Genomic DNA, 23,123 nt, shown 5'->3' with positions numbered 1-23,123 from the left:
GCTCACGGCACCTCGACGACGAAGGTGAGCGCGGCCCACGCCGCGACGGTGCCAACCGTCGTCCAGATGACGATGGAGATGGCCTGCCAGAGCAGGACCCACCGGCGTGGAGTTCCGCCGCCCACGAGGATCGCCGACGTGATCTGGGTCGGAATGGCGAGAGGACCGAGGATGCTCGCACCGGGGACGCCAAAACGGACGAGCCATCTGTTGAAGCGCCGACGCCCCTTCGACTCCGGCTTCGTGGCTGCCGTCTCCTGGTACGTCTCCCGGAGGGCGCTCGATCGCGCTCCTGCGCCTCCGCCCACCCCGACCAGGCTGTCTCGGCGATCGACGATGGTCGTCCTGGCGCGTGAGGTGACCGCGACGACCAGCAGCACGCACAAAAAGTTCCCTACGGCGGCTGCGACGCCTGCGACAATCGGATGGAGACCACCGGCAATGCCGATGATGGCCGCTCCCTCACCATCGACAAACGGGATCGCGCCCGCCAGCATGACGATGAACGGCTGGACGATCCCGGGCACTTGGGCGACGAGCTCCTGGAAATTGCTGATGAGCTGCTCGATTGGACTCATGTCTGGTCCTCACCTTCATGTGATGTGAGTGCGTCAAATGGCGGCGCGGCAGTCCTCGCCGTCGAGGGAGTTACGAAAGGCGCGCAGGTGGCGTTGACCTCGCCGGCGTGCGTCCAGAGCGGCCAGAGGTGGTGAGCCAGTGCGGACCGTTGCCTAGGTGGATCGTGTGGTGGCCATGTCCTTGTCATGGGCGGGTCGACGAGGCGAGTGGTCCGATGGCGATGCGGTGGAGATCGTCGATGTCAGCGCAGTGCGCCACGGCGGGTGGATCGGATTCGCGTTGTCCAACGCGTCCATGTCGGTGCGCTCGTCCGCACGGACCAGGCCCTTCGCCGCGGATTGGAGCGCTTCCCTGAACGATCGGGCGCTCTGGAACCGATCCTTTCGGTCCTTGGCGAGCGCCGTGAGGAGCACCGCGTCAAGCGCCGGAGTCACCTCGGTGCGGTAGGCACTGGCTCGCGAGGGCTCCTGGTGCACGTGCTGATAGGCGACGGCAACCGGGTTGTCACCGGTGAAGGGCGGCCGCCCGGTCAGCAACTCGTAGAGCAGGCAGCCCGCGGAGTACAGGTCACTGCGCGCGTCGGCGACCTCACCGCGCACCTGTTCGGGAGAGAGGTACTGGGCGGTTCCGAGGAGTTCGTGGGTCTGCGTTGCTGGGGCGGCACCACCCTCGACACGCGCGATGCCGAAGTCCACGACCTTGATTGCACCGTCGGGAGTGACCATGACGTTGGCGGGCTTGATGTCGCGATGGACAACGCCTGCACGATGGCTGAACTCGAGTGCCGACAGGACCGCTATCTGATGCTGGATCGACTCCTCCAGCGTGAGCGCGCCCTCGCGGAGTCGGGCCCCCAGCGACTGGCCGGCGACGTGCTCCATGACGATGAACGGAACGGTCGGCTCGTCCGCCCGGCTGCCTTCGACGTTCTCATGTCCGACGTCATGAACGGCGACGATGCCGGGGTGGTTGAGGCGGGCGACGGCCTGTGCTTCCCGCCGGAACCGGGACCGGAACAGCGGATCGCGGGCTAGCTCTGCGCGGAGCACCTTGACCGCGACCCAGCGCTTGAGCCGGATGTCACGAGCCAGGTGAACAACGGCCATGCCGCCCCTGCCCAGGACGTCGCAGAGCTCATAGCGTCCGCCAAGCACACGATCCGTACTCATGGGTCCTCCCAACTTTCTCGTTGTCGGTGCGTACCGGGAACGGGTTCGACGTCTGGTCTTCAGACGCCCGCCACGGGTTCCGGAGTCCATCAACCCCGGGTACGCCGGGGTCCGGATGCCCGATCCTGGCGACGTCATCAGGCTCGCACCGGAGGCCGAGCCCTCGCGTCGGTCACAACCACGTAGGTCCTCACGTCCCAGCGCCACCGAGAACCACTGAGGTGGCAGGTGCTAACTTGCAGCTTCCGCACTTCGCATCAGGGACGACTACGGTGTCGGCTACTTACATCTGGCGCGTTGACGGAAGGCACAACTGCTGGCCGAGGTCGCCGAAGAACAACCGCTGCTGTGTCTCGTCGACGACGCGCAGTGGCTGGATGGGGCTTCGGCGCAGGTCCTGGCCTTCGTGGCCCGACGGGTGGGGGCCAAAAGGTTGGCCCTCCTGTTCGGGGTACGCGACTCCGACGACGGCGACCGCCTTTCGTTCGCCGGGGTTACCAGAGCTGGGCCTGGAGCGGCTCGGCACGTCCGATGCCCGGGTACTGCTCAACGCTGCGGTACGCACACCGCTGGACGACGGCGTGCGCGAACGAATCCTCGCCGAAGCGGGCGGCAACCCGTTGGCGCTGCTGGAGCTGCCCCGCAACATACGGTCGCCGTACTGGGCCGGCGGGTTCGAGCTGCCCGACGCGCTGAGCGTCCCGCGGCGCTTGGAGGAGAGCTTCCGACGCCGGTCAGCGAGCCTGCCCCCGCAGACGCAGCTGCTGCTGGCCGCCGCGCCCGAGCCGACAGGCGACGTGGCCCTGCTGTGGCGTGCGGCCGCGCACCTGGGCCTGGCTCGCGAGGCTACGACACCCGCGGAGGTCGCCGGGCTGCTGGAGATCGACGTCCGGGTACGGTTCCGTCACCCGCTGGTGCGGTCCGCCGTGTACCAGGCGGCCACCCTCCCGGACCGTCGCCGCGCCCACGGCGCGCTGGCCGAAGCAACCGACCCACAGGCCGACCCTGATCGCCGTGCCTGGCACCGCGCACAGTCGGTGCTCGGAGCTGACGAAGAGGTAGCTGAAGGGTTGGAGCGCTCGGCCGAGCGGGCGCGTGCCTGCGGGGGCCTGGCCGCCGCGGCCGCGTTCCTGCAGCGTGCAGCCGAGCTGTCCCCTGAGCCCGGCGCCCGCGCGAGGCGGGCTCTTGCGGGCGCACACGCCAAGCACGAGTCCGGTGCGCCCGAGGCCCCCCTTGAGCTGCTGGCGGTCGCGGCTGTCGGGCCGCTGGACCCTCTGCCACGCGCCCGCCTGGAACTGCTCCGCGCCCAGATCGGGTTCCACCTGACACCAGACAGCGACGGCCCGCTCAGGGCAGCCGCACATCTTTGAGTTGCCGGCGGGAGGTGATGCCGAGTTTGCGGAAGATGTTGCGCAGGTGGGCTTCGATGGTGCGGGGACTGAGGAACAGTTGTGCGCCGATCTCCCGGGAGGTCGCCCCGGTGGCTACCAGCCGGGCGATGTGCACCTCGTGTGGGGTGAGGGCGTCGGTCGGGTGGGCGGTGCGCTTTCGTGGGTGTTCGCCGGTGGCGCGGAGTTCGCGGGCGGCCCGCTCGGCGAATGCGCCCGCGCCCATGTCCGACAGCAGTTGATGGGCGGTGTGGAGTTGGTCGCGCGCGTCCTGGCGCCGCCCTTCGCGGCGCAGCCACTCGCCGTAGACGAGCCGAGCACGAGCCGCGTCGCCGGCCATCCGGGACTTTCCGAGCCGTTCGATCGCTTCGCGGTAGTACTCCTCGGCATCAGGCCCTGCGCTGGTCAGCGCTCGTGAGCGCGCGGCCAGGCCCAGCGCCCACGAGGTGCCGCACGCAACTGCGAGTGAGGTGAACTGCTCTAGTGCGAGCGCTGCTCGTGCCGGCTCGCCGGCCCGGACGGAAGCCTCGATGAGCTCGGGTAGGCACGCGCTGCTGATCGACTGTTCGTCAGACCTGCACGCCCTCGTCGCCGCTTCCTGCGCGACCGAGTAGTTGCCCAACCCGTTGTGGAGCACTGCCATCGCGTACTGAGCCAGGGAGACCTCCGCGCCCTCGTCGGGGTAGGTGTCATCGCTGGCGACGGTGGCGTCGAGCGCGGTGGTCTCGGCTTGGTCACCACGCCAGGCGTGGAGAATGACGCGAGCATGGCGCAACGGCACGCCCCCGGTGGCCTGTGTGATCACCGTGGCCTCGGTGGCCAGCTCGTCGGCGCGGGCGAGATCGCCCGTCAGGACCGATGTGATGGACAGGAAGTTCAGTGCGGCGGGGAGCGTCGCCAGCGCGCCGGCCTCACGAGCGAGCTGGACGTTGCGGCTGGCCAGCACATGGAGCAGCTCGTCGTCGAGGATCGCCACGGCGTTGCGGGCGGCCAGCCACAGCCACCGGTCGCTCTGGCTGCACTGCACAGATTCCGCCTGCGGGCCGTCGCGGAACGCTTCCAACGCGAGCCGTAGACCTGGCACTCCCGCCGCAGAGCCCTTGCTCAAGGTCGTCGTGAGCCCGTCGAGGAGCAGGTCCACCGGTCGCGTCGGCGTCCCGGGTGCGGGGGCGGCCAAGGCCGCTTCGGCGATGCGCGCCGCGTCACCCCCTCCGTTGATGATCGCCGCATCCAGCGCATGTAGGTAGGTCTCGCGGGACAGCGCAGCGTCTAACGGGGCGAGTGCCTTGGCGGCATCCATCAGCATGCCCGGCACCTCGGTGCCTCGGGTCAGGTGGAAGGCGATCTGGGCTCGCAATAGGTCGAGATGCGCGCGTTGCAGGGAATCCAGCGGCTCGAGCGGTGCCGTCGTGAGCAGGTCCAGCGCGCTGTCGGACGCGCCGGCCTCGTGCTTGGCGCGGGCGGCTCCCAGCATCCGCCGAGCACGGGTGGCGTGATCGGGGGTGAGGGCTGCCGCGCGCTGCAGGAATGCGGCTGCGGCGGCCAGCCCGCCACGGGCCCGCGCCCGGTCCGCCGAGCGCTCCAGCTCCGCGGCGGCTTCCTCGTCGGTGCCCAGGACCGCTTGTGCGCGGTGCCAGGCGCGCCGGTCCGGGTTGGTCTGCGGGTCGATGGCGGCGGCTAGGGCGCCGTGGGCGCGGCGGTGGTCGGGCGGCGTGGTGGCCCGGTAGACCGCCGAACGCGCCAACGGATGACAGAACCGCACCCTGGTATCGATCTCGAGCAGTCCGGCGGCTTCTGCGGGTGCGGCCGCCTCGCGGGCGATCCTCAGCTCGGCGGCGGCACGCCACAGCAGTGTCACGTCGCCGGTCGGCTCGGCGGCGGCGACCAGCAGTAGCAGTTGGGTGTCGGGGGGCAGGTCGTCGGAGCGGCGCCGGAATTCGTCCTCGACGCGAAACGGGACGCTGAGGGTGTTGGGCAGCTCGAACCCGCCGGCCAGCTGGGTGGGCCGCGTACTGCGGGGGAGTTCCAGCAGCGCCAGCGGGTTGCCGCGCGCTTCGGCGACGATCCGATCGCGTACCCGGCCGTCCAGCGGTGCGCGGACCGCGGCCGTCAGCAGCATCCGGGCGTCGGGCTCACCGAGTCCGCCCAGGCTCAGCTCAGGCAATCCGGAGAATGGGTGACTGGTGCTGGCGTCGCGTAGCGCGAACACCAGCGCCACCTGCTCGGCTGCCAACCGACGTGCCACGAACGCCAGCACCTGCCCGGAAGCCTCGTCCAGCCATTGCGCATCGTCGACGAGGCACAACAGCGGCCCGTCCTCGGCGACCTCGGCCAGCAGGTTGAGGGTGGCCAGCCCGACCAGGAACCGGTCCGGCGCAGGCCCGTCGCGTAGGCCGAACGCCACGCCGAGGGCGGCCTGCTGCGGCTCGGGCAGCGGAGCCGCGCGGTCCAGCAGCGGCCTGCACAGCTGATGCAGACCGGCGAACGCGAACAGCTCCTCGGACTCCACTCCGACCGAGTGCTCCACCCGGAACCCCGATCCGACCGCGACGCCACGGGTGTACTCCAGGATCGCGGTCTTCCCGATGCCAGCTTCCCCGCGCACCACCAGCTTCCCGCTGCGTCCAGCTTGAACCTGGGCGAGCAGGTGTTCGATGGCGATGCGCTCCGCGCGCCGGCCGAGAAGGTCGGTCAATTCCGCTCCCATCCGAGGCTGGTTGAGGTCCGTCGGGCCGGAGTTAGGTAGTTCTCACCGACGCGAACCGCAATACTTTCTGATCTTGACCGCCGTAGCAAGCCCGTGATCTTCACACGGAGCGGCTGACGAAGCGGATGCCGCAAGTCGAGGCGGGCCCCAGGCCCACGGCTTTCATCGCTGGTCAACCGCGTACCGGCCGCCCCTCGCCTGCTACTCGCACCGCCAGCGACCAGCTCGCGCCCGACACGGTGAGCTGACGGTGCGAGCTAAGGCGTTCACACCGATGCGATGGCGCCGCCAGTGACGGAAGTCTTGTGCCGAAGACGAAAGGATCCGAGATGCCCGTCAACCCAGTCATCGAAGTCGACCAACTGAATGTCACCTACGGCGAGTTCCACGCCGTCAAGGACCTCTCGTTCCAGGTCGCCCGCGGGGAGCTCTACGCACTCCTCGGCACCAACGGAGCCGGCAAGACCTCGACCCTCGAGGTCATCGAGGGCCACCGGACCGTGTCGGCGGGCACGGTGCGTGTCTTCGGCAGGAGTCCCACCGACCGGCGCGCGGTACGTCCCAGGATGGGGATCATGCTGCAGGAGAGCGGCTTCGCCGGCGACCTCACCGTTGCCGAGTCGGTCCGGCTGATCGGCCGGCTCTCCGAACGTCAGGACACCGTGGCGAGGGTGCTCGATCTGGTCGATCTCGCCCACCGGGCCGACACCCGGGTGGCGCAGCTTTCCGGCGGAGAGAAGCGGCGATTGGACTTCGCCACCGCCGTGTACGGGCGGCCGGAGCTGATCATCCTGGACGAACCCACCACCGGGCTGGACATCCAGTCACGGGACGCCCTGTGGGAGACCGTTCGGCAGTTACGCGAGGACGGCGCCACGGTCGTGCTCACCACGCACTACCTGGAGGAGGCGCAGCAGCGGGCCGACCGCATCGGCCTGATGCACCAGGGCGTTTTCCGCCGTCAGGGCACGCTGCCCGAGCTGACTCAGACCCTGCCGGCATCCATCCGGTTCTCGCTGCCACCCGGTGCCCCGGCGCTGCCGCTGCGACCCGCTCCGACGGCCGACGGTTCCTACACGATCGACACGTTCGACCTTCAGCGGGACCTCAAGACGCTGCTCGACTGGGCGGACGTTCACATGGTCGAGCTGGCGGGACTGTCCGCCGCACCGACGCGGCTGGACGATGTCTTCCGCGCCGTCGGCACCGAGTCCGTACCCTCCTGACCTCGAAGGATTGCCCATGTTCCCCATCGCGCAGGGCGAGCTCATCCAGCTCCTCCGAAACCGTGCCGTGCTGATCAATAGCTTGATCGTGCCCGTGGCGGTGAGCGTCTTCTTCATCAGTTACCGCGACACGTTCAGCCGGATCGGCAGCCTCGGCTACGTCGCAGCAGTGCTCATCTTCACCATCGCCGCGTTCGGTCTCTACGCCACCACGGTGACCACCCTGGCAGCTCGCCGGCAGAACCTCTTCCTCAAGCGGCTCAGGTCCACCGCCGCCAGTGACGCGACGATCCTGACCGGTCTGGTGCTCCCGATCAGCGTCATCGCGACCGTCCAGGTGACGGTGATCCTCGTCGTGTTCGCCGGCGTGGGTCGAACCCCCGCCAACCCCGCACTGGTGGCGGCGGCCCTGGCCGCGACGTTGGTGATGATGCTCGCGTTCGCGATCGCCACTGCCGGAGTCACGAACTCCCCGGAGCACGCGCAGGTCACGACGCTTCCGCTCAGTCTGGCTGTGGTCGCCGTGGCCAGTTGGGTCGGGATCACCGGCACCGAGAGCCTTGCGCTGCTGAAGCGGATACTGCCCGGCGGCTCGGCCACCGAGCTGGTCGTCAACGCCTGGAACGGCGGGGTCCCACTCGCCGACTCCATCCTCCTGCTGGCACCGACCCTGGGCTGGGTGGTGGTGGCGATCGTATTGGCCGCGCGGATGTTCCGCTGGGAGCCCCGTCGATAGGCGTCGGGCCACGACAACGACGTCCAACACCGACACCACCACCCGGTATGCGACAACAGGAGGGAAACGATCATGGGATTCATCGCCGTCGGGACCGAGAACAGCACCCCGATCGAGCTGTACTACGAGGATCAGGGTGCCGGTCAGCCGATTGTCCTCATCCACGGGTATCCGCTGAACGGCCACAGCTGGGAGCTTCAGACGCGTGAACTGCTTGCTGCCGGATACCGGGTGATCACCTACGACCGTCGTGGCTTCGGGCGCTCGTCGAAGGTAGGTTCCGGCTACGACTACGACACGTTCGCGGCCGATCTGAACACCGTGCTGGAGACGCTCGACCTGCGCGACGTCGTCCTGGTCGGGTTCTCGATGGGCACCGGTGAGCTGGCCCGCTATGTCTCCCGGTACGGCCACCAGCGGGTGGCGAAGTTGGCATTCCTCGCCTCACTCCAACCGTTCCTGGTCGAGCAGGACGACAACCCCGAGGGCCTGCCGCAGAAGGTGTTCGACGGGATCGAGGCCGCGGCGAAGGGTGACCGCTACGCCTGGTACACGCAGTTCTTCTCGGACTTCTACAACCTCGACGAGAACCTTGGCAGCCGGATCAGCCAGGAGGCTGTCACCGGCAGTTGGAACGTCGCAGTCTCCAGCGCGCCCGTGGCGGCCTACGCCGTCGTGTCTTCTTGGATCGAGGACTTCCGCGCCGACGTCGAGGCGGTCCGTGCCAGCCGCAAACCGGCCCTGATCCTGCACGGCACCGCCGACAACATCCTCCCCATCGACGCCACCGCCCGGCGCTTTCGCCAGGGCCTGCCCGACGCCGAGTACGTCGAAATCGAAGGCGCCCCACACGGTCTGCTCTGGACCCACGCCGAGGAGGTCAACGCCGTCCTGCGCACCTTCCTCGGCTGAGCTGACGGAAGGGACACCGCGCGGAGAGAACTACGAGAAAGGAACGAGATATGGGCGAGAAGCCGACGTCGGTACGGGACGACCTGCTCATCGTCGACGACCTCATGCTGCTCCTGATGGACGACGACGGCGTTTCCATCCAGACAGCGGGCACCCTGCACGACGCGCTTGGCGGCGCGGTGCTCACCGAGCTTGCCCTGCTCGGTCGGATCCAGACCGACAACTCCGGGGTGCTGGACGGCCCGCGGGTCACCCCGTCGGGCGAGGGTCCGCTGCCCGACCCGCTGCTGCAGTCGGCCTACGACACCGTCGCCGAGAAGCCCCAGCGGGTGCGGCCGCTGCTCGTCGCGCTCGGCACCGATCTGTGGTGGGTGGTACTCGACCGGCTCGTGGATCGCGGCCTGCTGCATCCAGCACGTCCTGAGGAGGCGCAGCTGCGAGCGCGGATCCGCCGGGTCCTGGAGGACGGCGAAGCCCCGGATCCCCGCACTGCGGCGATCATCGGGCTGCTCTTCGCCAGCGGCGCCGTGCCTTCGCTGCGGCCGCCGCTGCCTTGGACATCGGCAACGGTGACCCGAGCCAGCGAGATCGGACGCGGCCATTGGGGATCAGAGGCGGTCTCCACCGCGGTGACCCGCACCGCGGCGGCGATCGTTGCCGTCAGTGCCGCCAGCGTGGCGACTACCACCAGGTGAGCGCCGACCGGCGAGAGGAACGCTGCATGACCGCCCCGGACCAGGCGCTCGAGGTCCGAGCGACCGCGGTCGAACCGGCCTCGCCGGCGGCGGCAAGGGCCCTGGATCGCCTCCGGCGTCCTGCTGGTACTCGTGGTCGCGGTCGGTCCCGGTGCTGCAGTTCACGGGTCCGGGATGTCCGGCCACGGGGAGTTCCATGACGTTCACTACGCAGTTCAACGGTCTGGCCGACCCATGACCTGCCGAACCTCACCCGTGGGCACGGATCTATTGAATAGGAGCTAAATGCATGGCAACGATCGCAATCGTGGGATTCGGCGACATGGGCGAGCAGTTGGCGCCTCATCTCCTCGCTGCCGGACATCAAGTGCGAGTATCTGATATCTCGGACTCCCGGCTCGAAGCAGCTAGGCGCATCGGGACGACCGCGGTCGCGTCGGCCGCAAAAGCGGCGCGGGGCGCTGATGTGATCTTCGGCCTCGTGATGTCGAATGACATCCCGACCGCCTACCTGGGCGACGATGGAATACTCGCCGGCGCCCAGCCTGGTGCATCAGTGCTGATCTGCTCGACCACCACCCGAGCAATCGTCGACCAGGTCCGCGCGGCGGCGCCCAGCGGAGTGGCCGTGCTCGACTCGCCCATCGTTGGCGGTGTGAAGTACGCGCGCGAGCGGACGATCACGTTCCTGGTCGGCGGATCGGCCGACGATTTCGGGCGGGTGAAGTCGGTACTCGATGATCTCGGCAGATCCCGGCACCTGGGTGAGTTCGGTGCGGGCGTGGACTACAAACTGATCACCAACGTAGCCATCATGGCTGCGGAGGCGGGACTACGCGAGGCGCTGGACCTCGCGGACATCCTCGGACGCGACTATGAGACCTCGTTGGAGTTGATGGCGGCTGGGCCTATGAGAGCGGTCGTGGAGCGTGCTCTGGACGTCGCCAACCCTCGTCCGCTACGTCGTTCTGCGGAGGACGACGACACGCTGGTGTCTGCCGTCGATGACCCGGCCAGGTTGCTGCCGATCTCCACCGCGGGCCGACAGCGACTGTGGGAAGCGGTCAACGTCGATCCGAACTTCGAACCCGACTTCGTGGACCTGACGCGCAAGACCACTTCGCGCGCCGCCAGCATCCGCTCTTAGGCCAGCAGACCCACCAGAGGAGATGACGTATGACTACTATCCCGACAAGCAAGAAGATCAATCCTGAACCGATCCGCGATCCCGATTCCGACCACCTCTTGACACCGCAAAACTGCGCCATTGCGTTCATCGACTACCAGGAAGGCCAGTACGCCACAGTCGGTTCCGCCAGCCGGGACAAGATCAACCTCGGTGTGGTGACGCTGGCGCAACTGGCGCGAGCTTATGAGATTCCGACGGTCGTGACCACCGTGGCGGTGGGAATGGGCGTGCACAAGCCGACCGTCGACGAGATCACCCGTGAACTACCCGGCATCACTGAAATCGACCGCACAGGTGTCAATTCCTGGGAGGATGCAGACTTTCGGGCCGCGATCGAGGCCACTGGACGCAAGAAGATCGTGATGGCCGGCCTGTGGACAGAGGTCTGCCTCGCGTTCCCAACCCTGGACATGCTTCTGGAGGGCTACGAGATCTACCCCGTGATCGATGCCGCTGGAGGCGTTTCGGCGGTGACCCACCAGACAGCCATCGACCGCATGCTTCAGGCCGGGGCGCAGCCGATCACCTCGCTGGCGTTCGGCTGTGAACTCATGCGGAACTGGGCCCGCTCGGACGCTGACCGGTACCGAACCATCATCAACGACTACTTCCGCCGCAAGCGTGAAGCAGGGCAGTCCGCAGGTGATCTGTTCTCCTAGACGAGTAATTCCGAAGTCGGGTCAGTGGTCGTAGGCGATCAAGGACCTACTACATCGCCAAGCCGGTACAAGCCCCAGACGTGTCCGGCATCCTCGAACGGCTCGGCAGCCACCCGAGCCGCCAAGGATCGTCGCCAGGAGAGAACAATGCACACCGATGACGAACTTGGTTGCCGCACCGCGTAAACGGGGGGTTTTCGGGGGGCGGTTCAAATCTCCATCGAAGAAAATCTAAGCCCTGACCAGCGTTCCCGCTGGTCAGGGCTTTCTCTTTGTCGGGACGGCCGGATTCGAACCGACGACCCCTTGACCCCCAGTCAAGTGCGCTACCAAGCTGCGCCACGTCCCGATGCCCCCGCAAGGTCTCCCCCGCGGCAGCCGGTACAGCTTAGCGCAGGATCTTCGCACCGTGCGCAGAGGCCCCTCCCGCGCCGCGCGCCACACCCCCTAGAGCATCCTAGGAGGGTGGGCGCGACAGCACAAAGCCGCAAGCAGCGGGTCAGCCGTGGGCCTTGCCCCGGCCGCCGGGGCCCAGCTTCTTGCGCGGGCGTACCGAGATCTCGATCGGGCTGCCCTCGAAGCCGAACTCCTCGCGGAGCTTGCGCTCGACGAAGCGCTGGTAGCCGGCGTCCAGCGGGCCGGTGGTGAACAGCACGAACCGCGGCGGCGCCGCCCCGGCCTGCGTGGCGAACAGGATGCGTGGTGCGCGTCCGCCGCGTACCGGGTGCGGGGTGGCCTGGACCAGCGCGGTGAGCCACTGGTTGAGCTGCGCGGTGGGGATGCGCGTCTCCCAGCTGGCGAGCGCCTTGCGCAGCGCGGGTGCGAGCTTGTCGACGGCGCGGCCGGTCTTCGCGGACAGGTTCAGCCGGATCGCCCAGGGGATGCGCCGCAGCTCCCGGTCGATTTCCTTGTCCAGGTAGTAGCGGCGGTCACCGTCGACCAGGTCCCACTTGTTGAACGCGATGACCAGTGCCCGGCCGGATTCGACGACCATGGTGAGGATCCGCTGGTCCTGCTCGCTGATCACCTCGCTGGAGTCGATCAGCACCACGGCGACCTCGGCCGCCTCGATCGCCGAGGCGGTACGCAGGCTGGCGTAGTACTCGGTGCCGCTGGCCTTGCCGACCCGCTTGCGCAGACCGGCGGTGTCGACCAGCTGCCACGTCTCGCCGCCGATCTCGACCAGGCTGTCGACCGGGTCGACTGTCGTGCCGGCGACCGAGTCGACCACTGCCCGCTCCTCGCCGGAGAACCGGTTGAGCAGGCTGGACTTGCCCACGTTGGGGCGGCCGACCAGTGCGACCCGGCGCGGGCCGCGCGGTCGGTTCTCCACGATCTTCGGCGCCTCGGGCAACGCGTCCAGGATGGCGTCGAGCAGGTCGCCGGACCCGCGGCCGTGCAGCGCCGAGACCGGGAACGGCTCACCGAGGCCGAGCGACCACAGCGAGGTGGCCTCCATCTCGATGGTGGTGTTGTCGGCCTTGTTCGCGATGAGGATGACCGGCTTGGCGCTGCGGCGCAGCATCTTCACCGCTGCCTCGTCCACGTCGGTGGCGCCGACCATGGCGTCCACCACGAACAGCACCACGTCGGCGGTGCCCACCGCGATCTCGGCCTGGGCGGCGATGGCCGCTGCCCGGTCCTTGGCGTCGGGCTCCCAGCCGCCGGTGTCCACCACGGTGAACGACCGGCCGTTCCACTGCGCGTCGTAGGGCACGCGGTCCCGGGTCACGCCGGGGATGTCCTCCACGACCGCCTGGCGGCGGCCGATGATGCGGTTGACCAGCGTGGACTTGCCGACGTTGGGCCGCCCGACCACTGCCACCACGGGCTGCGGACCGGCCGGCTCACCGGAGTCGACCTCCGGCTCGCGCAGCTCTACCCAGCCACCGAAATCGTCGTCACTCATGCCGAGCCGCCCTTCGTTCGCGTCTGCGGCACCTGCGAAAACCCGCTCACGCGACACCCCGCTCCGTGAGCATCTCCCGCAGTCGGGCCACGACCTCGTCGATGCCCAGCTCGGTGGTGTCCAGCACCACCGCGTCGGGGGCCTGCTGCAGCGGGTTGACCTTGCGGGTCGAGTCGAGGCGGTCCCGGCGGGCCAGGTCGGCGGCGGTCGCCGCGACGTCGGCGGCGTCCTCGGCGCTGCGCCGCTTCGCGCGCGCCGCCTCGGAGGCGGTCAGGTACACCTTCAGGTCCGCGTCCGGCGCGACCACCGTGCCGATGTCCCGGCCTTCGACCACGATCCGGCCCGCGTCGGCGATCACCCGCCGCTGCCGGTCCACCAGCAGCTCGCGTACGGCGGCGACGGCGGCCACCGCGGAGACGGCTGCGGTCACCTCGGAGCCGCGGATGGCGGTGGACACGTCGGTGCCGTCGACGGTCACGGCGTACCCCTGGGGGTCGGTGCCGATGCGGAGGTCGGCCTCGGCGGCGACCTTCGCGACCGACTCGGCGTCGGTGAGTTCCACGCCGGAGCGCAGGACCGCCCAGGTCAGCGCCCGGTACATGGCGCCGGTGTCGAGATAACGGGCGCCGAGGCCCGTCGCCAGTCGCCGCGACACGGTGGACTTCCCCGAACCGGACGGCCCGTCCACAGCGACCACGCATCGCCCGGCCGGTACGTTTTCCTCCACCGTTGTCCTCCTCAGCCCGTACCTCGCAGGTCGCCCGGTGTGTCCGGCGCCGTTGAGCGGATGGTTCTGTCGTCAATCATGCCCGCGCCGCGCGGGCGTCCCGCCGGGCCGGCGTGTGCCGGGCCCGCGGACCGCGTCGAAGCCTACCGGGAGCCGTACCCCGATCGTCGGGGTCAGTCACCCACCGTCTTGAACAGGGCGGCGACCTCCGCGTTGGTGAGCCGCCGCATCCGCCCGGTGCGCAGGTCGCCGAGCTTGATCGGACCGATCGAGGTACGGATCAGACGGCTCACCGGGTGTCCCACCTCGGCCATCAGGCGCCGGACGATGTGCTTGCGCCCCTCGTGCAGGGTCAGCTCCACCTGGGCGGTTTTGCCGAGCGTGTCGACCAGCTTGAACCCGTCGACCTTCACCGGCCCGTCCTCCAGCTCGACGCCGGCGGCGAGGCGCTTGCCCAGGTTGCGCGGGATCGGCCCGGCCACCTCGGCGAGGTAGGTCTTGAGCACCTCGTACGACGGGTGCATGAGCTTGTGGGCGAGGGTGCCGTCGTTGGTGAGCAGGAGCAGGCCCTCGCTGTCGGCGTCGAGCCGCCCGACGTGGTAGACCCGCTGCTCCAGCCGCGCGCCGATGAAGTCGGCGAGCTCGGTGCGGCCCTTCTCGTCGGCCATGGTGGTGACCACCCCGCGCGGCTTGTTCATCGCCACGTAGACCAGGCGGACATCGGCCTGCAGCCGCTCCCCGTCGACGACGATCACGTCGCGGGCCGGGTCGGCCTTGTCGCCGAGCTGCGCCACCCGCCCGTTCACGGTGACCCGGCGCCGGAAGATCAGGTCTTCGCAGGCGCGCCGGGAACCCACCCCCGCGGCGGCGAGCACCTTCTGGAGGCGCTCGGCGCCCTCGTACACGGGGGCGTCGGGCTTCGGGGCACGGTCATCGCGTCGCATCGGCAAGCTCTTCTACGTCGTCGGGAAGGAACGGGGCGAGCGGCGGCAGGTCGTCCACCGAGTTCAGCCCCAGCTTCTCCAGGAACATGGTGGTGGTCCGGTAGAGGTAGGCCCCGCTGTCCGCTTCGGTGCCGCACTCCTCGACCAGGCCGCGACCCACCAGGGTACGGAGCACCCCGTCGCAGTTGACACCCCGGATGGCCGAGATGCGCGAACGGGTCACCGGCTGCCGGTAGGCGACCACCGCGAGGGTCTCCAGCGCGGCCTGGGTCAGCCGCACGGACTGCCCGTCCAACACGAACCGCTCCACGTACGTCGCGTATTCCGGCCGGGTGTAGAGACGCCAGCCACCCGCCGCCCGGCGCAGGTCGAACCCGTGCCCGGCCGCGGTGTATCCGGCGGCGATCTCGTCGAGCATCGCGCCGACCCGCTCCGGGGCCTGTTCGAGGACCTCGGCCAGGACCATCTCGCTGACCGGCTGGTCCACCACGAGCAGGATGGCCTCCAGGGCGCCGCGCAGCTCCGCGTCGTCCAGGACCGGCGCGGGCGGCGGTTCCGGCGCGGCTCGCCGCCGTCCCCGCTTCGGGGGTACGCCGTCAGCCCCCGCTCCCCCGCTCACCCGGTCCCCCGGTTCCTGCGCAACCGCGTCGCCGTCCCGCCGGCCGTCGCCGCCGGCCCCGCTCTCCCCCGAGATCTTGGTACGGGAGCGCCCTCCGGAGGGCGCTCCCGTACCAAGATCCGCCCCGGCCGCTGCGATCTTGGGAGGAACGGGCCCCTCCGAGGGCCCTTCGCTTCCAAGATCCGCCGAGGAATCCGGTGTCGCGTCGAGATCCGCTTCCCGGGAGTCGGCGGTGTCCGGGGTCTCGGGTTCGGGCTGCTCGGCGGCCGTGTCGGAGTCGTCCGGGGCGGGCCTGGGTGGGGCGGGGCGCTCCCACGGGGGCACCCATGCGGCGGCCTGGTCGGCCAGGGAGTCGCGGCGTTCCTCGTCGCTCATCCGTTCACTCCTGCGTCGGTGCGGGTTCGTCCGCCGCCTCGGCGGGCACGGCGGCGTCGGATGCGTCGGCATCGCTCGGCGCGGCGGCGTCCGCGACGGGGGTGGACGTGGTCGTCGGTTCGGGGCTGCCGGCGTACTCGTCGACTGTCAGCTCGGCCTCGCCGTCGACCGGGCCGGTCCAGCGGACGGTCAGTTCCTCGAGCGCCTGCTCCTGCACGAAGGCGACGAGGCCCTGCCGGTACAGCTCCAGCAGCGCCAGGAACCGGGCCACCACCTCGAGCGTCATCTCGCAGTCGGCGCAGAGCAGCGAGAACGTGGCGACCCCGGCGCGGCGCAGCCGGTCGGCGATGATGCCGGCGTGTTCCCGGACGCTGACCCGGACCATGTGCACGTGCGCGATGGACACCTCGGGCACCGGCTTCGGGCTCATCGCCTTGACCGCGAGCGCGCGCAGCCGCTCCGGGCCGATGCCGAGCACCAGGTCGGGCAGCGCCTCGGCGTACCGCGGTTCGAGGGTGACCGCCCGCGGGTAGCGCCGGCCGCCGACCGCCTCCAGCTCGGCGATGTGCGCGGCGGCCTCCTTGTACGCCTTGTACTGCAGCAGCCGCGCGAACAGCAGATCCCGCGCCTCCAGTAGCGCCAGATCCTCCTCGTCCTCGACCTCGGCCGAGGGCAGCAGCCGGGCCGCCTTCAGGTCGAGCAGGGTGGCGGCGACGAGCAGGAACTCGCTGGTCTCGTCCAGGTCCCACTGGTCGCCCATGGCGCGCAGGTACGCGATGAACTCGTCGGTGACCTTGTGCAGCGCGACCTCGGTGACGTCCAGCTTGTGCTTGCTGATCAGCTGGAGCAGCAGGTCGAACGGGCCGGTGAAGTTGTCCAGCCGGACCGTGAAGCCACTCGTCTGTTCGCCGGTGCCCGGGTCGGCGGGCACCACACCGTCGACCTCGGCGGCCAGCTCCGCGGCGACGGCGTAGTCGCCGGGGCCGTGCGGCGGGTCGAGGGGCGGTGCGGTCACCGGGAAACCGTAGACGACGCGGCGGGCGGCCGGCGTGCGCCCTACCGGTCCGCCTGGGCGGCGATGACCTCCCGCGCGAGCTGCCGGTAGTTGCGCGCGCCGGAGGAGGCCGGGTCGAGGGTGGTGATCGGGGCACCGGCCACCGTGGACTCGGGGAACTTCACCGTCTTGGTGATGACGGTCTGGTAGACCTTGTCGCCGAACGCCTCGACCACGCGTTGCAGCACCTGGCGGCAGTGGGTGGTGCGGCTGTCGTACATGGTGGCGAGGATGCCTTCGAGTTCCAGGTCGAAGTTGAGCCGTTCCCGCACCTTGTCGATGGTGTCCAGCAGCAGCGCGACACCGCGCAGGCTGAAGAACTCGCACTCCAGCGGGATGAGTACGCCGTGCGCGACGGTCAGCGCGTTGATCGCCAGCAGGCCCAGCGAGGGCTGGCAATCGATCAGGATGAAGTCGTACTCCTTGCGGATGGTGCGCAGCACCCGCGCCAGGGCCATCTCCCGGGCGACCTCGTTGACGAGCTGGATCTCGGCGGCGGAGAGGTCGATGTTGGCGGGCAGCAGGTGCAGCCCGGCCACGTCGGTCTTGATGAGGACGTCCTCGGCGGTGACGTCGTCCTGCATCAGCAGGTTGTAGACCGACAGGTCCAGGTTGTGCGGGTTGACGCCCAGGCCGACGGAGAGGGCACCCTGCGGGTCGAAGTCGACGAGCAGCACCTTGCGGCCGTACTCGGCCAGCGCCGCACCCAGGTTGATGGTCGTCGTGGTCTTGCCGACGCCACCCTTCTGGTTGGCCATCGCGATGATCCGCGCGGGGCCGTGCCGGTCGGTCGGCATGGGTTCCGGGATCGGCTTGCGCATGGTGTACGCGGCCGGGTCGGCGGGGCCCAGATCGGCGCCGAGCGTCGCCTGCTGCTCACGGAGCTCCGACGTCCAGGTCTCGGCACGGTCACCGTTTCCTGCCATGTCCTCGTTGCCCCCTCCCGACGACCACCCGGCGTCGGAGCCGTCCGACGTCCCTCGCGGCGCCGCTGCGCACCTCCGGTCCGTCGCACCTGGAGGCCCGCGCCGATGCCGACTGTACGCCACCGGCCAGCAGCGCGTTCGGTAGCGGGTCGGCGTGTCGGCCGCCCGTCAGCCGGGCCTCACGACGCCGGCGCTCAGCGCGCCCGGGGGTGGGCGGTCGCGTACACCTCGCGCAGCCGCTCCACCGTCACCAGTGTGTAGACCTGGGTCGTGGTCACCGAGGCGTGGCCCAGGAGTTCCTGCACCACGCGCACGTCCGCGCCGCCGTCGAGCAGGTGGGTAGCGTACGAGTGGCGCAGCGTGTGCGGGGAGACCGCGTCGGGTCCGTCGACCGGCAGGCCGGCCCGGGCGGCGGCGGTGCGCAGCACGACCCAGGCGCCCTGCCGGGTGAGCGGGCCGCCGCGCGCGTTGACGAACACCGCGTGGGTGCCGCGTCCGGCGGCGAGCAGCGCCGGGCGGCCCCGGACCAGCCAGGCGCGCAGCGCGTCGGCCGCGTACCCGCCGACCGGGACCAGCCGGGTGCGGCCGCCCTTGCCGCGCAGCAGCACGGTGCCGGCGTCCAGGTCGAGGTCGTCGACCGCCGCGCCGACCGCCTCGGAGATGCGCGCGCCGGTGCCGTACAGGAATTCCAGCAGCGCCCGGTCGCGCAGCGCGCGGGCGGCGGCGTCGCCGGTGGCGCCGGGCAGGCCGGCGGCGGCTAGCAGCCGCAGGACCGCGTCGACGGGCAGCGCCCGGGGCAACCGGCGCGGCGGCGCGGGCGGGCGGACGTCACGGCTGGGGTCGGCGCCCGTGAGTCCCTCGCGCAGCGCGAAACGGTGCAGGCCGCGTACCGCGCTGGCCGCGCGGGCGGCGGAGGAGACGGCGAGCGGCGGGTGGTCGTCGTCGCCCGCGCGCAGCCGGGCCAGGTGGGCCTCGACCTGCGCGGGCCCGGCCGCGGCCAGGTCGTCCACCCCGGCCGCGGCCAGGGTGGCGAGATAGCGGTCCAGGTCGCGGCGGTACGAGGCGAGCGTGTTCGCGGACAGGCCGCGTTCGACGGTGAGGTGGTCCAGGTAGGTCCGGACCGCACGGCGCAGGGCCGGCGCGGGTTCCGCGCCGGCCGCGCGCACGGCGGCGTCGGTCAGCTCAGCACCTCGTCCAGCGGCAGCACGTCCATGCCGTGCGCCTCGGCGACCGGGCCGTAGACGACCTTGCCGGCGTGGGTGTTCAGGCCCAGCGCCAGCGCCGGGTCGTTGCGCAGCGCCTGCTGCCAGCCCTGGTTCGCGAGTTCGAGGGCGTACGGCAGGGTGACGTTCGTCAGCGCGTAGGTGCTGGTGTTCGGCACCGCGCCGGGCATGTTCGCCACGCAGTAGAAGATCGAGTCGTGCACCTTGTAGGTCGGGTCGGCGTGCGTGGTCGGGCGCGAGTCCTCGAAGCAGCCGCCCTGGTCGATGGCGATGTCGACGAGCACGCTGCCCGGCTTCATCCGGGAGACCAGTTCGTTGGAGATGAGCTTCGGGGCCTTCGCGCCGGGCACCAGCACCGCGCCGATGACCAGGTCCGCGTCGAGGACGGCCCGCTCGATCTCGTACGCGTTCGAGGCGACGGTCTGCAGGTGACCGCGGTAGATGGCGTCGGCCTGGCGCAGCCGGGCCACGTTCTTGTCCAGCAGCAGCACCTCGGACTGCAGGCCCAGCGCGATGGCGGCGGCGTTGAGGCCGGACACGCCCGCGCCGATGACCACGGTCTTCGCGGCGTAGACGCCGGAGACGCCGCCGGGCAGCACGCCGCGCCCGCCGCCGGTGCGCATCATGTAGAAGGCGCCCACCTGCGGGGCGAGCCGGCCAGCCACCTCGGACATCGGGGCGAGCAGCGGCAGCGACCGGTCGGGCAGCTCGACGGTCTCGTACGCGATGCCGGTGACCTTGCGGTCGACGAGCGCGTCGGTGCACTCGCGGGAGGCGGCCAGGTGCAGGTAGGTGAAGAGCACCTGCCCCTCGCGCATCCGGTGGTACTCCTCGGCGATCGGCTCCTTGACCTTGAGGACCAGCTCGGCGGTGTCCCACACCTCGTCGGCGGTGGCCAGGATCTTCGCGCCGGCGGCGGCGAACTCGTCGTCGGTGATGCTGGAACCGACTCCGGCGCCGGCCTCCACGAAGACCTCGTGGCCGTGGCGGGTGAACTCGTTGACGCCCGCGGGCGTGATCGCCACCCGGTACTCGTGGTTCTTGACCTCGCGGGGGATTCCGACCTTCACGATGCAGACACCTTCCTCCGGGGCTGCTCACCCCCGACTGCGCGGCGCCGCGCCGGCTCCGTTGCCGGCGCGGTACACCGGTCCCGCCGGCGGCAGTCTAGAACCGTGGGAAGCCCACGGACGGCGACACTGTGACATCCGGTGCCCGCTGGTGCTGACGGTGTGTCAGGCATGCCGCAGGCTGGCCGGTGGAGACGCCATCAGCCGACAGGACAGAGTTCGGTAAATATCCTTCCACGACCGGGGTGCCGGGGCCGACAGGACGCGAGTGGATCACTATTGTGTCCGCTCATGACCACTCCTTACCAGCAGTACCCGCAGGGCGTCTCGGACAAGAGCAAGGTCGTCGCGGGTGTGCTCCAGATCCTCCTCGGCGGCTTCGGCATCGGCCGGTTCTACATGGGCGACACCAAGACCGGTGTCATCCAGCTCATCGTCACGCTCGTGACGTGCGGTATCGGCGCGATCTGGGGCCTCGTCGACGGCATCCTGATCCTCGTCAACGGTGGCGTCGACGGGCAGGGCCGCCCGCTGCGCGACTGAGCGCAGACACACGAAAGGGGCCGCGCGGTGCGTCGCACCGCGCGGCCCCTTCGTCGTCCGTCCCGGATCAGCGCGGCAGCGGCGCCTCGGGGCGGCGCAGCTCGCTGAAGCCGGTGTCCCGGGCGCGGGCGGCGGCGAGCAGCCCGGCCACGCAGGACGCGTTGGTGATCTCACCGGCCAGCACCATCCGCACCGCCTCGTCGAGGTCGACGCGGACCACCTGGAGGTCGGCCTCCTCGTCGTGCCGGTCGTGCCGCTGCTCGGCCGGCACGTCGGCCAGGTCGCGGGCCAGGAAGACCCGCACCACCTCGTCGGTGAACCCGGGCGAGCTGTGCAGGTCGACGAGCACGTCGACGCGCCCGGCGGTCAGGTCTGCCTCCTCGGCCAGCTCCCGCAGCGCGGCGGCGGCCAGGTCCTCGCCGCCGACGTCCATCAACCCGGCGGGCAGCTCCCACAGGTGCCGGCCGACCGGGTGCCGGTACTGGCGGATCAGCACCACCTGACCGGCCTCGTCCAGCGCCACCACGGCGACCGCGCCGACGTGCCGCACGTAGTCCCGGGTCGCGCTGCCGCCGCCGGGCATGGTGACGTCGTCGCTGACCACGGAGAAGATCCGGCCGGACCAGATCGCCCGGTGGCCGGTCACCTCGTACCGGTGCTCGACGCCGCTCACTTGGCCGGCGCCTTCGCGCCACCGCCGCGGCCGGGCTTCTTCGACGCGCCGTCCAGGTCCACCGGCAGCTGGTCGGCCTGCGAGTACGCCACGGCGGCGCCGACGAACGCGGCGAACAGCGGGTGCGGCCGGGTGGGACGGCTCTTGAGCTCCGGGTGCGCCTGGGTGGCCACGAAGAACGGGTGCAGGTTGCGGTCCAGCTCGACGAACTCGACCAGCCGCCCGTCCGGCGAGGTGCCGGAGATGGTCAGCCCGGCCTTGGTGAGCTGGTCCCGGTAGGCGTTGTTCACCTCGTACCGGTGCCGGTGCCGCTCGCTGACCTCGGTGCTGCCGTACGCCTCGGCGACGATCGAGCCCTCCGCCAGCTTCGCCGGGTACGCCCCGAGCCGCATGGTGCCGCCCAGGTCGCCGCGCCCGGCGACGATGTCCTCCTGGTCGGCCATGGTGGCGATGACCGGGTGCACGGCCTCCTCGTCGAACTCCAGCGAGTTCGCCCCGTCGAGGTTGGCCAGGTGGCGGGCCACCTCGATGGTCATGCACTGCAGGCCGAGGCAGAGGCCCAGCAGCGGGATGCCGTTCTCCCGCGCGTACCGGGCGGTGCCGACCTTGCCCTCGATGCCGCGGACGCCGAAACCGCCGGGGATCACGATGCCGTCGACGCCGGCCAGCGCGGCGGCGGCGCCCGCCGGGGTCACGCAGTCGTCGCTGGGCACCCACTTGAGCTGTACCCGGGCGCGGTGGCCGAACCCGGCCGCCCGGATCGCCTCGCTCACCGACAGGTACGCGTCGGGCAGGTCGACGTACTTGCCGACCAGCGCGACGGTGATCGTGTGCCGGGGCTGGTGAACCCGCTCCAGCAGGTCGTCCCAGCGGGTCCAGTCCACGTCGCGGAACGACAGGCCGAGCCGGCGCACCACGTACGCGTCGAGGCCCTCCCGGTGCAGCACCTTCGGGATGTCGTAGATGCTCGGCGCGTCCGGGGCGGCGGTGACCGCCTCCCGGTCGACGTCGCAGTACAGCGACAGCTTCTCCTTGACCTTGTCCGGGATCTCCCGGTCGCAGCGCAGGACCAGCGCGTCGGGCTGGATGCCGATGCTGCGCAGCTGCGCCACCGAGTGCTGGGTCGGCTTGGTCTTCAGCTCGCCCGACGGCGCCAGGTACGGCACCAGCGACACGTGCAGGTAGAAGCAGTTGTCCCGGCCCAGGTCGTGGCGGATCTGCCGGATCGACTCCAGGAACGGCAGCGACTCGATGTCGCCGACGGTGCCGCCGACCTCGGTGATCACCACGTCGGGTACCTGGCCGTCGGCGTCCGGGTCGGCCATGCCGCGGATGCGGGCCTTGATCTCGTTGGTGATGTGCGGGATGACCTGAACCGTGTCGCCGAGGTACTCCCCGCGCCGCTCCTTGGCGATCACCGCCGAGTAGATCTGGCCGGTGGTGACGTTGGCCTTGCCAGAGAGGTCGCGGTCGAGGAACCGCTCGTAGTGGCCGACGTCGAGGTCGGTCTCGGCGCCGTCCTCGGTGACGAAGACCTCGCCGTGCTGGAACGGGTTCATCGTGCCGGGGTCGACGTTCAGGTACGGGTCGAGCTTCTGCATCACCACGCGCAGTCCGCGCGCGGTCAGCAGACTGCCGAGGCTGGAGGCGGTGAGGCCCTTACCCAGCGAGGAGGCGACGCCCCCGGTGACGAAAATGTGCCTGGTCGTCCGTGCTGTAGGGGCCAAGGCCTGCTCCCGTGTCGTCCGTAGCGGTCGTGCGAACCGCCGTGCCGATCAGCAGAGTGATCACGCGATCCAC

General features: G+C 70.2%; 21 protein-coding genes and 1 tRNA gene. 8 read left to right on the top strand and 14 right to left on the bottom strand.

What is annotated here, in order from left to right:
- Positions 1-2: 2 nt before the first annotated feature.
- Together ACQP26_RS12400 and ACQP26_RS12395 are read right to left on the bottom strand one after the other, a co-directional pair.
- Positions 3-578: a hypothetical protein gene (locus ACQP26_RS12400; protein WP_208576637.1), complete on the bottom strand. Its 576-nt coding sequence runs from the start codon at positions 576-578 to the stop codon at positions 3-5.
- A 153-nt stretch (positions 579-731) separates the two neighbouring features.
- Positions 732-1,748 carry a protein kinase domain-containing protein gene (locus ACQP26_RS12395; protein ID WP_433495782.1) on the bottom strand — a complete coding sequence of 339 codons (1,017 nt, stop codon included), beginning with the start codon at positions 1,746-1,748 and terminating at the stop codon, positions 732-734.
- Between the two features lie 581 nt (positions 1,749-2,329).
- Here ACQP26_RS12395 and ACQP26_RS12390 point away from each other — a divergent pair.
- Positions 2,330-3,118 (top strand): hypothetical protein, encoded by a 789-nt coding sequence (locus ACQP26_RS12390; protein WP_433495781.1) that lies wholly within the window; start codon positions 2,330-2,332, stop codon positions 3,116-3,118.
- Here ACQP26_RS12390 and ACQP26_RS12385 read toward each other — a convergent pair.
- Positions 3,096-5,831 carry an AAA family ATPase gene (locus ACQP26_RS12385; protein WP_433495780.1) on the bottom strand — a complete coding sequence of 912 codons (2,736 nt, stop codon included), beginning with the start codon at positions 5,829-5,831 and terminating at the stop codon, positions 3,096-3,098. The genes ACQP26_RS12390 and ACQP26_RS12385 overlap by 23 nt on opposite strands.
- A 341-nt stretch (positions 5,832-6,172) precedes the next feature.
- Between ACQP26_RS12385 and ACQP26_RS12380 the strand changes: the two genes are divergently transcribed.
- The 6 genes from ACQP26_RS12380 (at position 6,173) to ACQP26_RS12355 (ending at position 11,260) form a co-directional block, all read left to right on the top strand.
- Positions 6,173-7,069, top strand: coding sequence for an ABC transporter ATP-binding protein (locus ACQP26_RS12380; RefSeq protein WP_210890708.1), 897 nt, complete (start codon positions 6,173-6,175; stop codon positions 7,067-7,069).
- Between the two features lie 16 nt (positions 7,070-7,085).
- Positions 7,086-7,805, top strand: a complete 720-nt coding sequence (locus tag ACQP26_RS12375) for an ABC transporter permease (RefSeq protein WP_433495779.1) — start codon at positions 7,086-7,088, stop codon at positions 7,803-7,805.
- 72 nt (positions 7,806-7,877) lie between these two features.
- Positions 7,878-8,717 (top strand): alpha/beta fold hydrolase, encoded by an 840-nt coding sequence (locus tag ACQP26_RS12370; protein ID WP_433495778.1) that lies wholly within the window; start codon positions 7,878-7,880, stop codon positions 8,715-8,717.
- 50 nt (positions 8,718-8,767) lie between these two features.
- A complete protein-coding gene (locus tag ACQP26_RS12365) occupies positions 8,768-9,412 on the top strand; it encodes a GOLPH3/VPS74 family protein (protein ID WP_433495777.1) in 645 nt (214 codons plus the stop codon).
- Positions 9,413-9,701: 289 nt separating this feature from the next.
- On the top strand, positions 9,702-10,559 hold the full coding sequence (locus tag ACQP26_RS12360; protein WP_433495776.1) for an NAD(P)-dependent oxidoreductase: 858 nt from the start codon (positions 9,702-9,704) through the stop codon (positions 10,557-10,559).
- Positions 10,560-10,588: 29 nt separating this feature from the next.
- Positions 10,589-11,260, top strand: a complete 672-nt coding sequence (locus ACQP26_RS12355) for a hydrolase (RefSeq protein WP_433495775.1) — start codon at positions 10,589-10,591, stop codon at positions 11,258-11,260.
- 275 nt (positions 11,261-11,535) lie between these two features.
- On the opposite strand, the gene ACQP26_RS12350 is transcribed toward ACQP26_RS12355, so the two are convergent.
- The 9 genes from ACQP26_RS12350 to ald all read right to left on the bottom strand — a co-directional run bounded on the left by ACQP26_RS12350 (position 11,536) and on the right by ald (position 20,107).
- A tRNA-Pro gene (locus ACQP26_RS12350) sits at positions 11,536-11,609 on the bottom strand.
- A gap of 150 nt (positions 11,610-11,759) precedes the next feature.
- Complete coding sequence (gene der / locus ACQP26_RS12345; RefSeq protein WP_433495774.1) at positions 11,760-13,169, bottom strand: ribosome biogenesis GTPase Der; 1,410 nt, start codon at positions 13,167-13,169, stop codon at positions 11,760-11,762.
- Positions 13,170-13,215: 46 nt separating this feature from the next.
- Positions 13,216-13,896 (bottom strand): (d)CMP kinase, encoded by a 681-nt coding sequence (gene cmk, locus ACQP26_RS12340; protein ID WP_269700365.1) that lies wholly within the window; start codon positions 13,894-13,896, stop codon positions 13,216-13,218.
- A 173-nt stretch (positions 13,897-14,069) separates the two neighbouring features.
- A complete protein-coding gene (locus ACQP26_RS12335) occupies positions 14,070-14,840 on the bottom strand; it encodes a pseudouridine synthase (RefSeq protein ID WP_433495773.1) in 771 nt (256 codons plus the stop codon).
- Complete coding sequence (gene scpB / locus ACQP26_RS12330) at positions 14,827-15,834, bottom strand: SMC-Scp complex subunit ScpB (protein WP_433495772.1); 1,008 nt, start codon at positions 15,832-15,834, stop codon at positions 14,827-14,829. The genes ACQP26_RS12335 and scpB overlap by 14 nt, the downstream gene beginning before the upstream one ends.
- Before the next feature lie 4 nt (positions 15,835-15,838).
- Entirely contained in the window at positions 15,839-16,849 is a 1,011-nt protein-coding gene (locus tag ACQP26_RS12325; RefSeq protein WP_433495771.1) for a segregation and condensation protein A, read from the bottom strand.
- Between the two features lie 41 nt (positions 16,850-16,890).
- Positions 16,891-17,814: a ParA family protein gene (locus tag ACQP26_RS12320; RefSeq protein WP_013285595.1), complete on the bottom strand. Its 924-nt coding sequence runs from the start codon at positions 17,812-17,814 to the stop codon at positions 16,891-16,893.
- A gap of 194 nt (positions 17,815-18,008) precedes the next feature.
- Positions 18,009-18,980 (bottom strand): tyrosine recombinase, encoded by a 972-nt coding sequence (locus ACQP26_RS12315; protein WP_269700371.1) that lies wholly within the window; start codon positions 18,978-18,980, stop codon positions 18,009-18,011.
- An 11-nt stretch (positions 18,981-18,991) separates the two neighbouring features.
- Positions 18,992-20,107 carry an alanine dehydrogenase gene (gene ald / locus ACQP26_RS12310; protein ID WP_260032712.1) on the bottom strand — a complete coding sequence of 372 codons (1,116 nt, stop codon included), beginning with the start codon at positions 20,105-20,107 and terminating at the stop codon, positions 18,992-18,994.
- A 171-nt stretch (positions 20,108-20,278) separates the two neighbouring features.
- Between ald and ACQP26_RS12305 the strand changes: the two genes are divergently transcribed.
- Positions 20,279-20,650, top strand: coding sequence for a TM2 domain-containing protein (locus ACQP26_RS12305; protein ID WP_332367293.1), 372 nt, complete (start codon positions 20,279-20,281; stop codon positions 20,648-20,650).
- Positions 20,651-20,717: 67 nt separating this feature from the next.
- Here the strand turns inward: ACQP26_RS12305 and ACQP26_RS12300 are convergent, their stop codons facing one another.
- Positions 20,718-21,323, bottom strand: a complete 606-nt coding sequence (locus ACQP26_RS12300) for an NUDIX domain-containing protein (protein ID WP_269700373.1) — start codon at positions 21,321-21,323, stop codon at positions 20,718-20,720.
- Positions 21,320-23,050, bottom strand: a complete 1,731-nt coding sequence (locus tag ACQP26_RS12295) for a CTP synthase (protein WP_269700375.1) — start codon at positions 23,048-23,050, stop codon at positions 21,320-21,322. The genes ACQP26_RS12300 and ACQP26_RS12295 overlap by 4 nt, the downstream gene beginning before the upstream one ends.
- Between the last annotated feature and the right edge of the window lie 73 nt (positions 23,051-23,123).

The organism is Micromonospora sp. CA-248089 (genome assembly GCF_050948515.1).
Classification (GTDB): Bacteria; Actinomycetota; Actinomycetes; order Mycobacteriales; family Micromonosporaceae; genus Micromonospora.
Note: the sequence above shows the minus strand (reverse complement) of the source record. Positions and strands in the feature narration are given on the sequence as shown.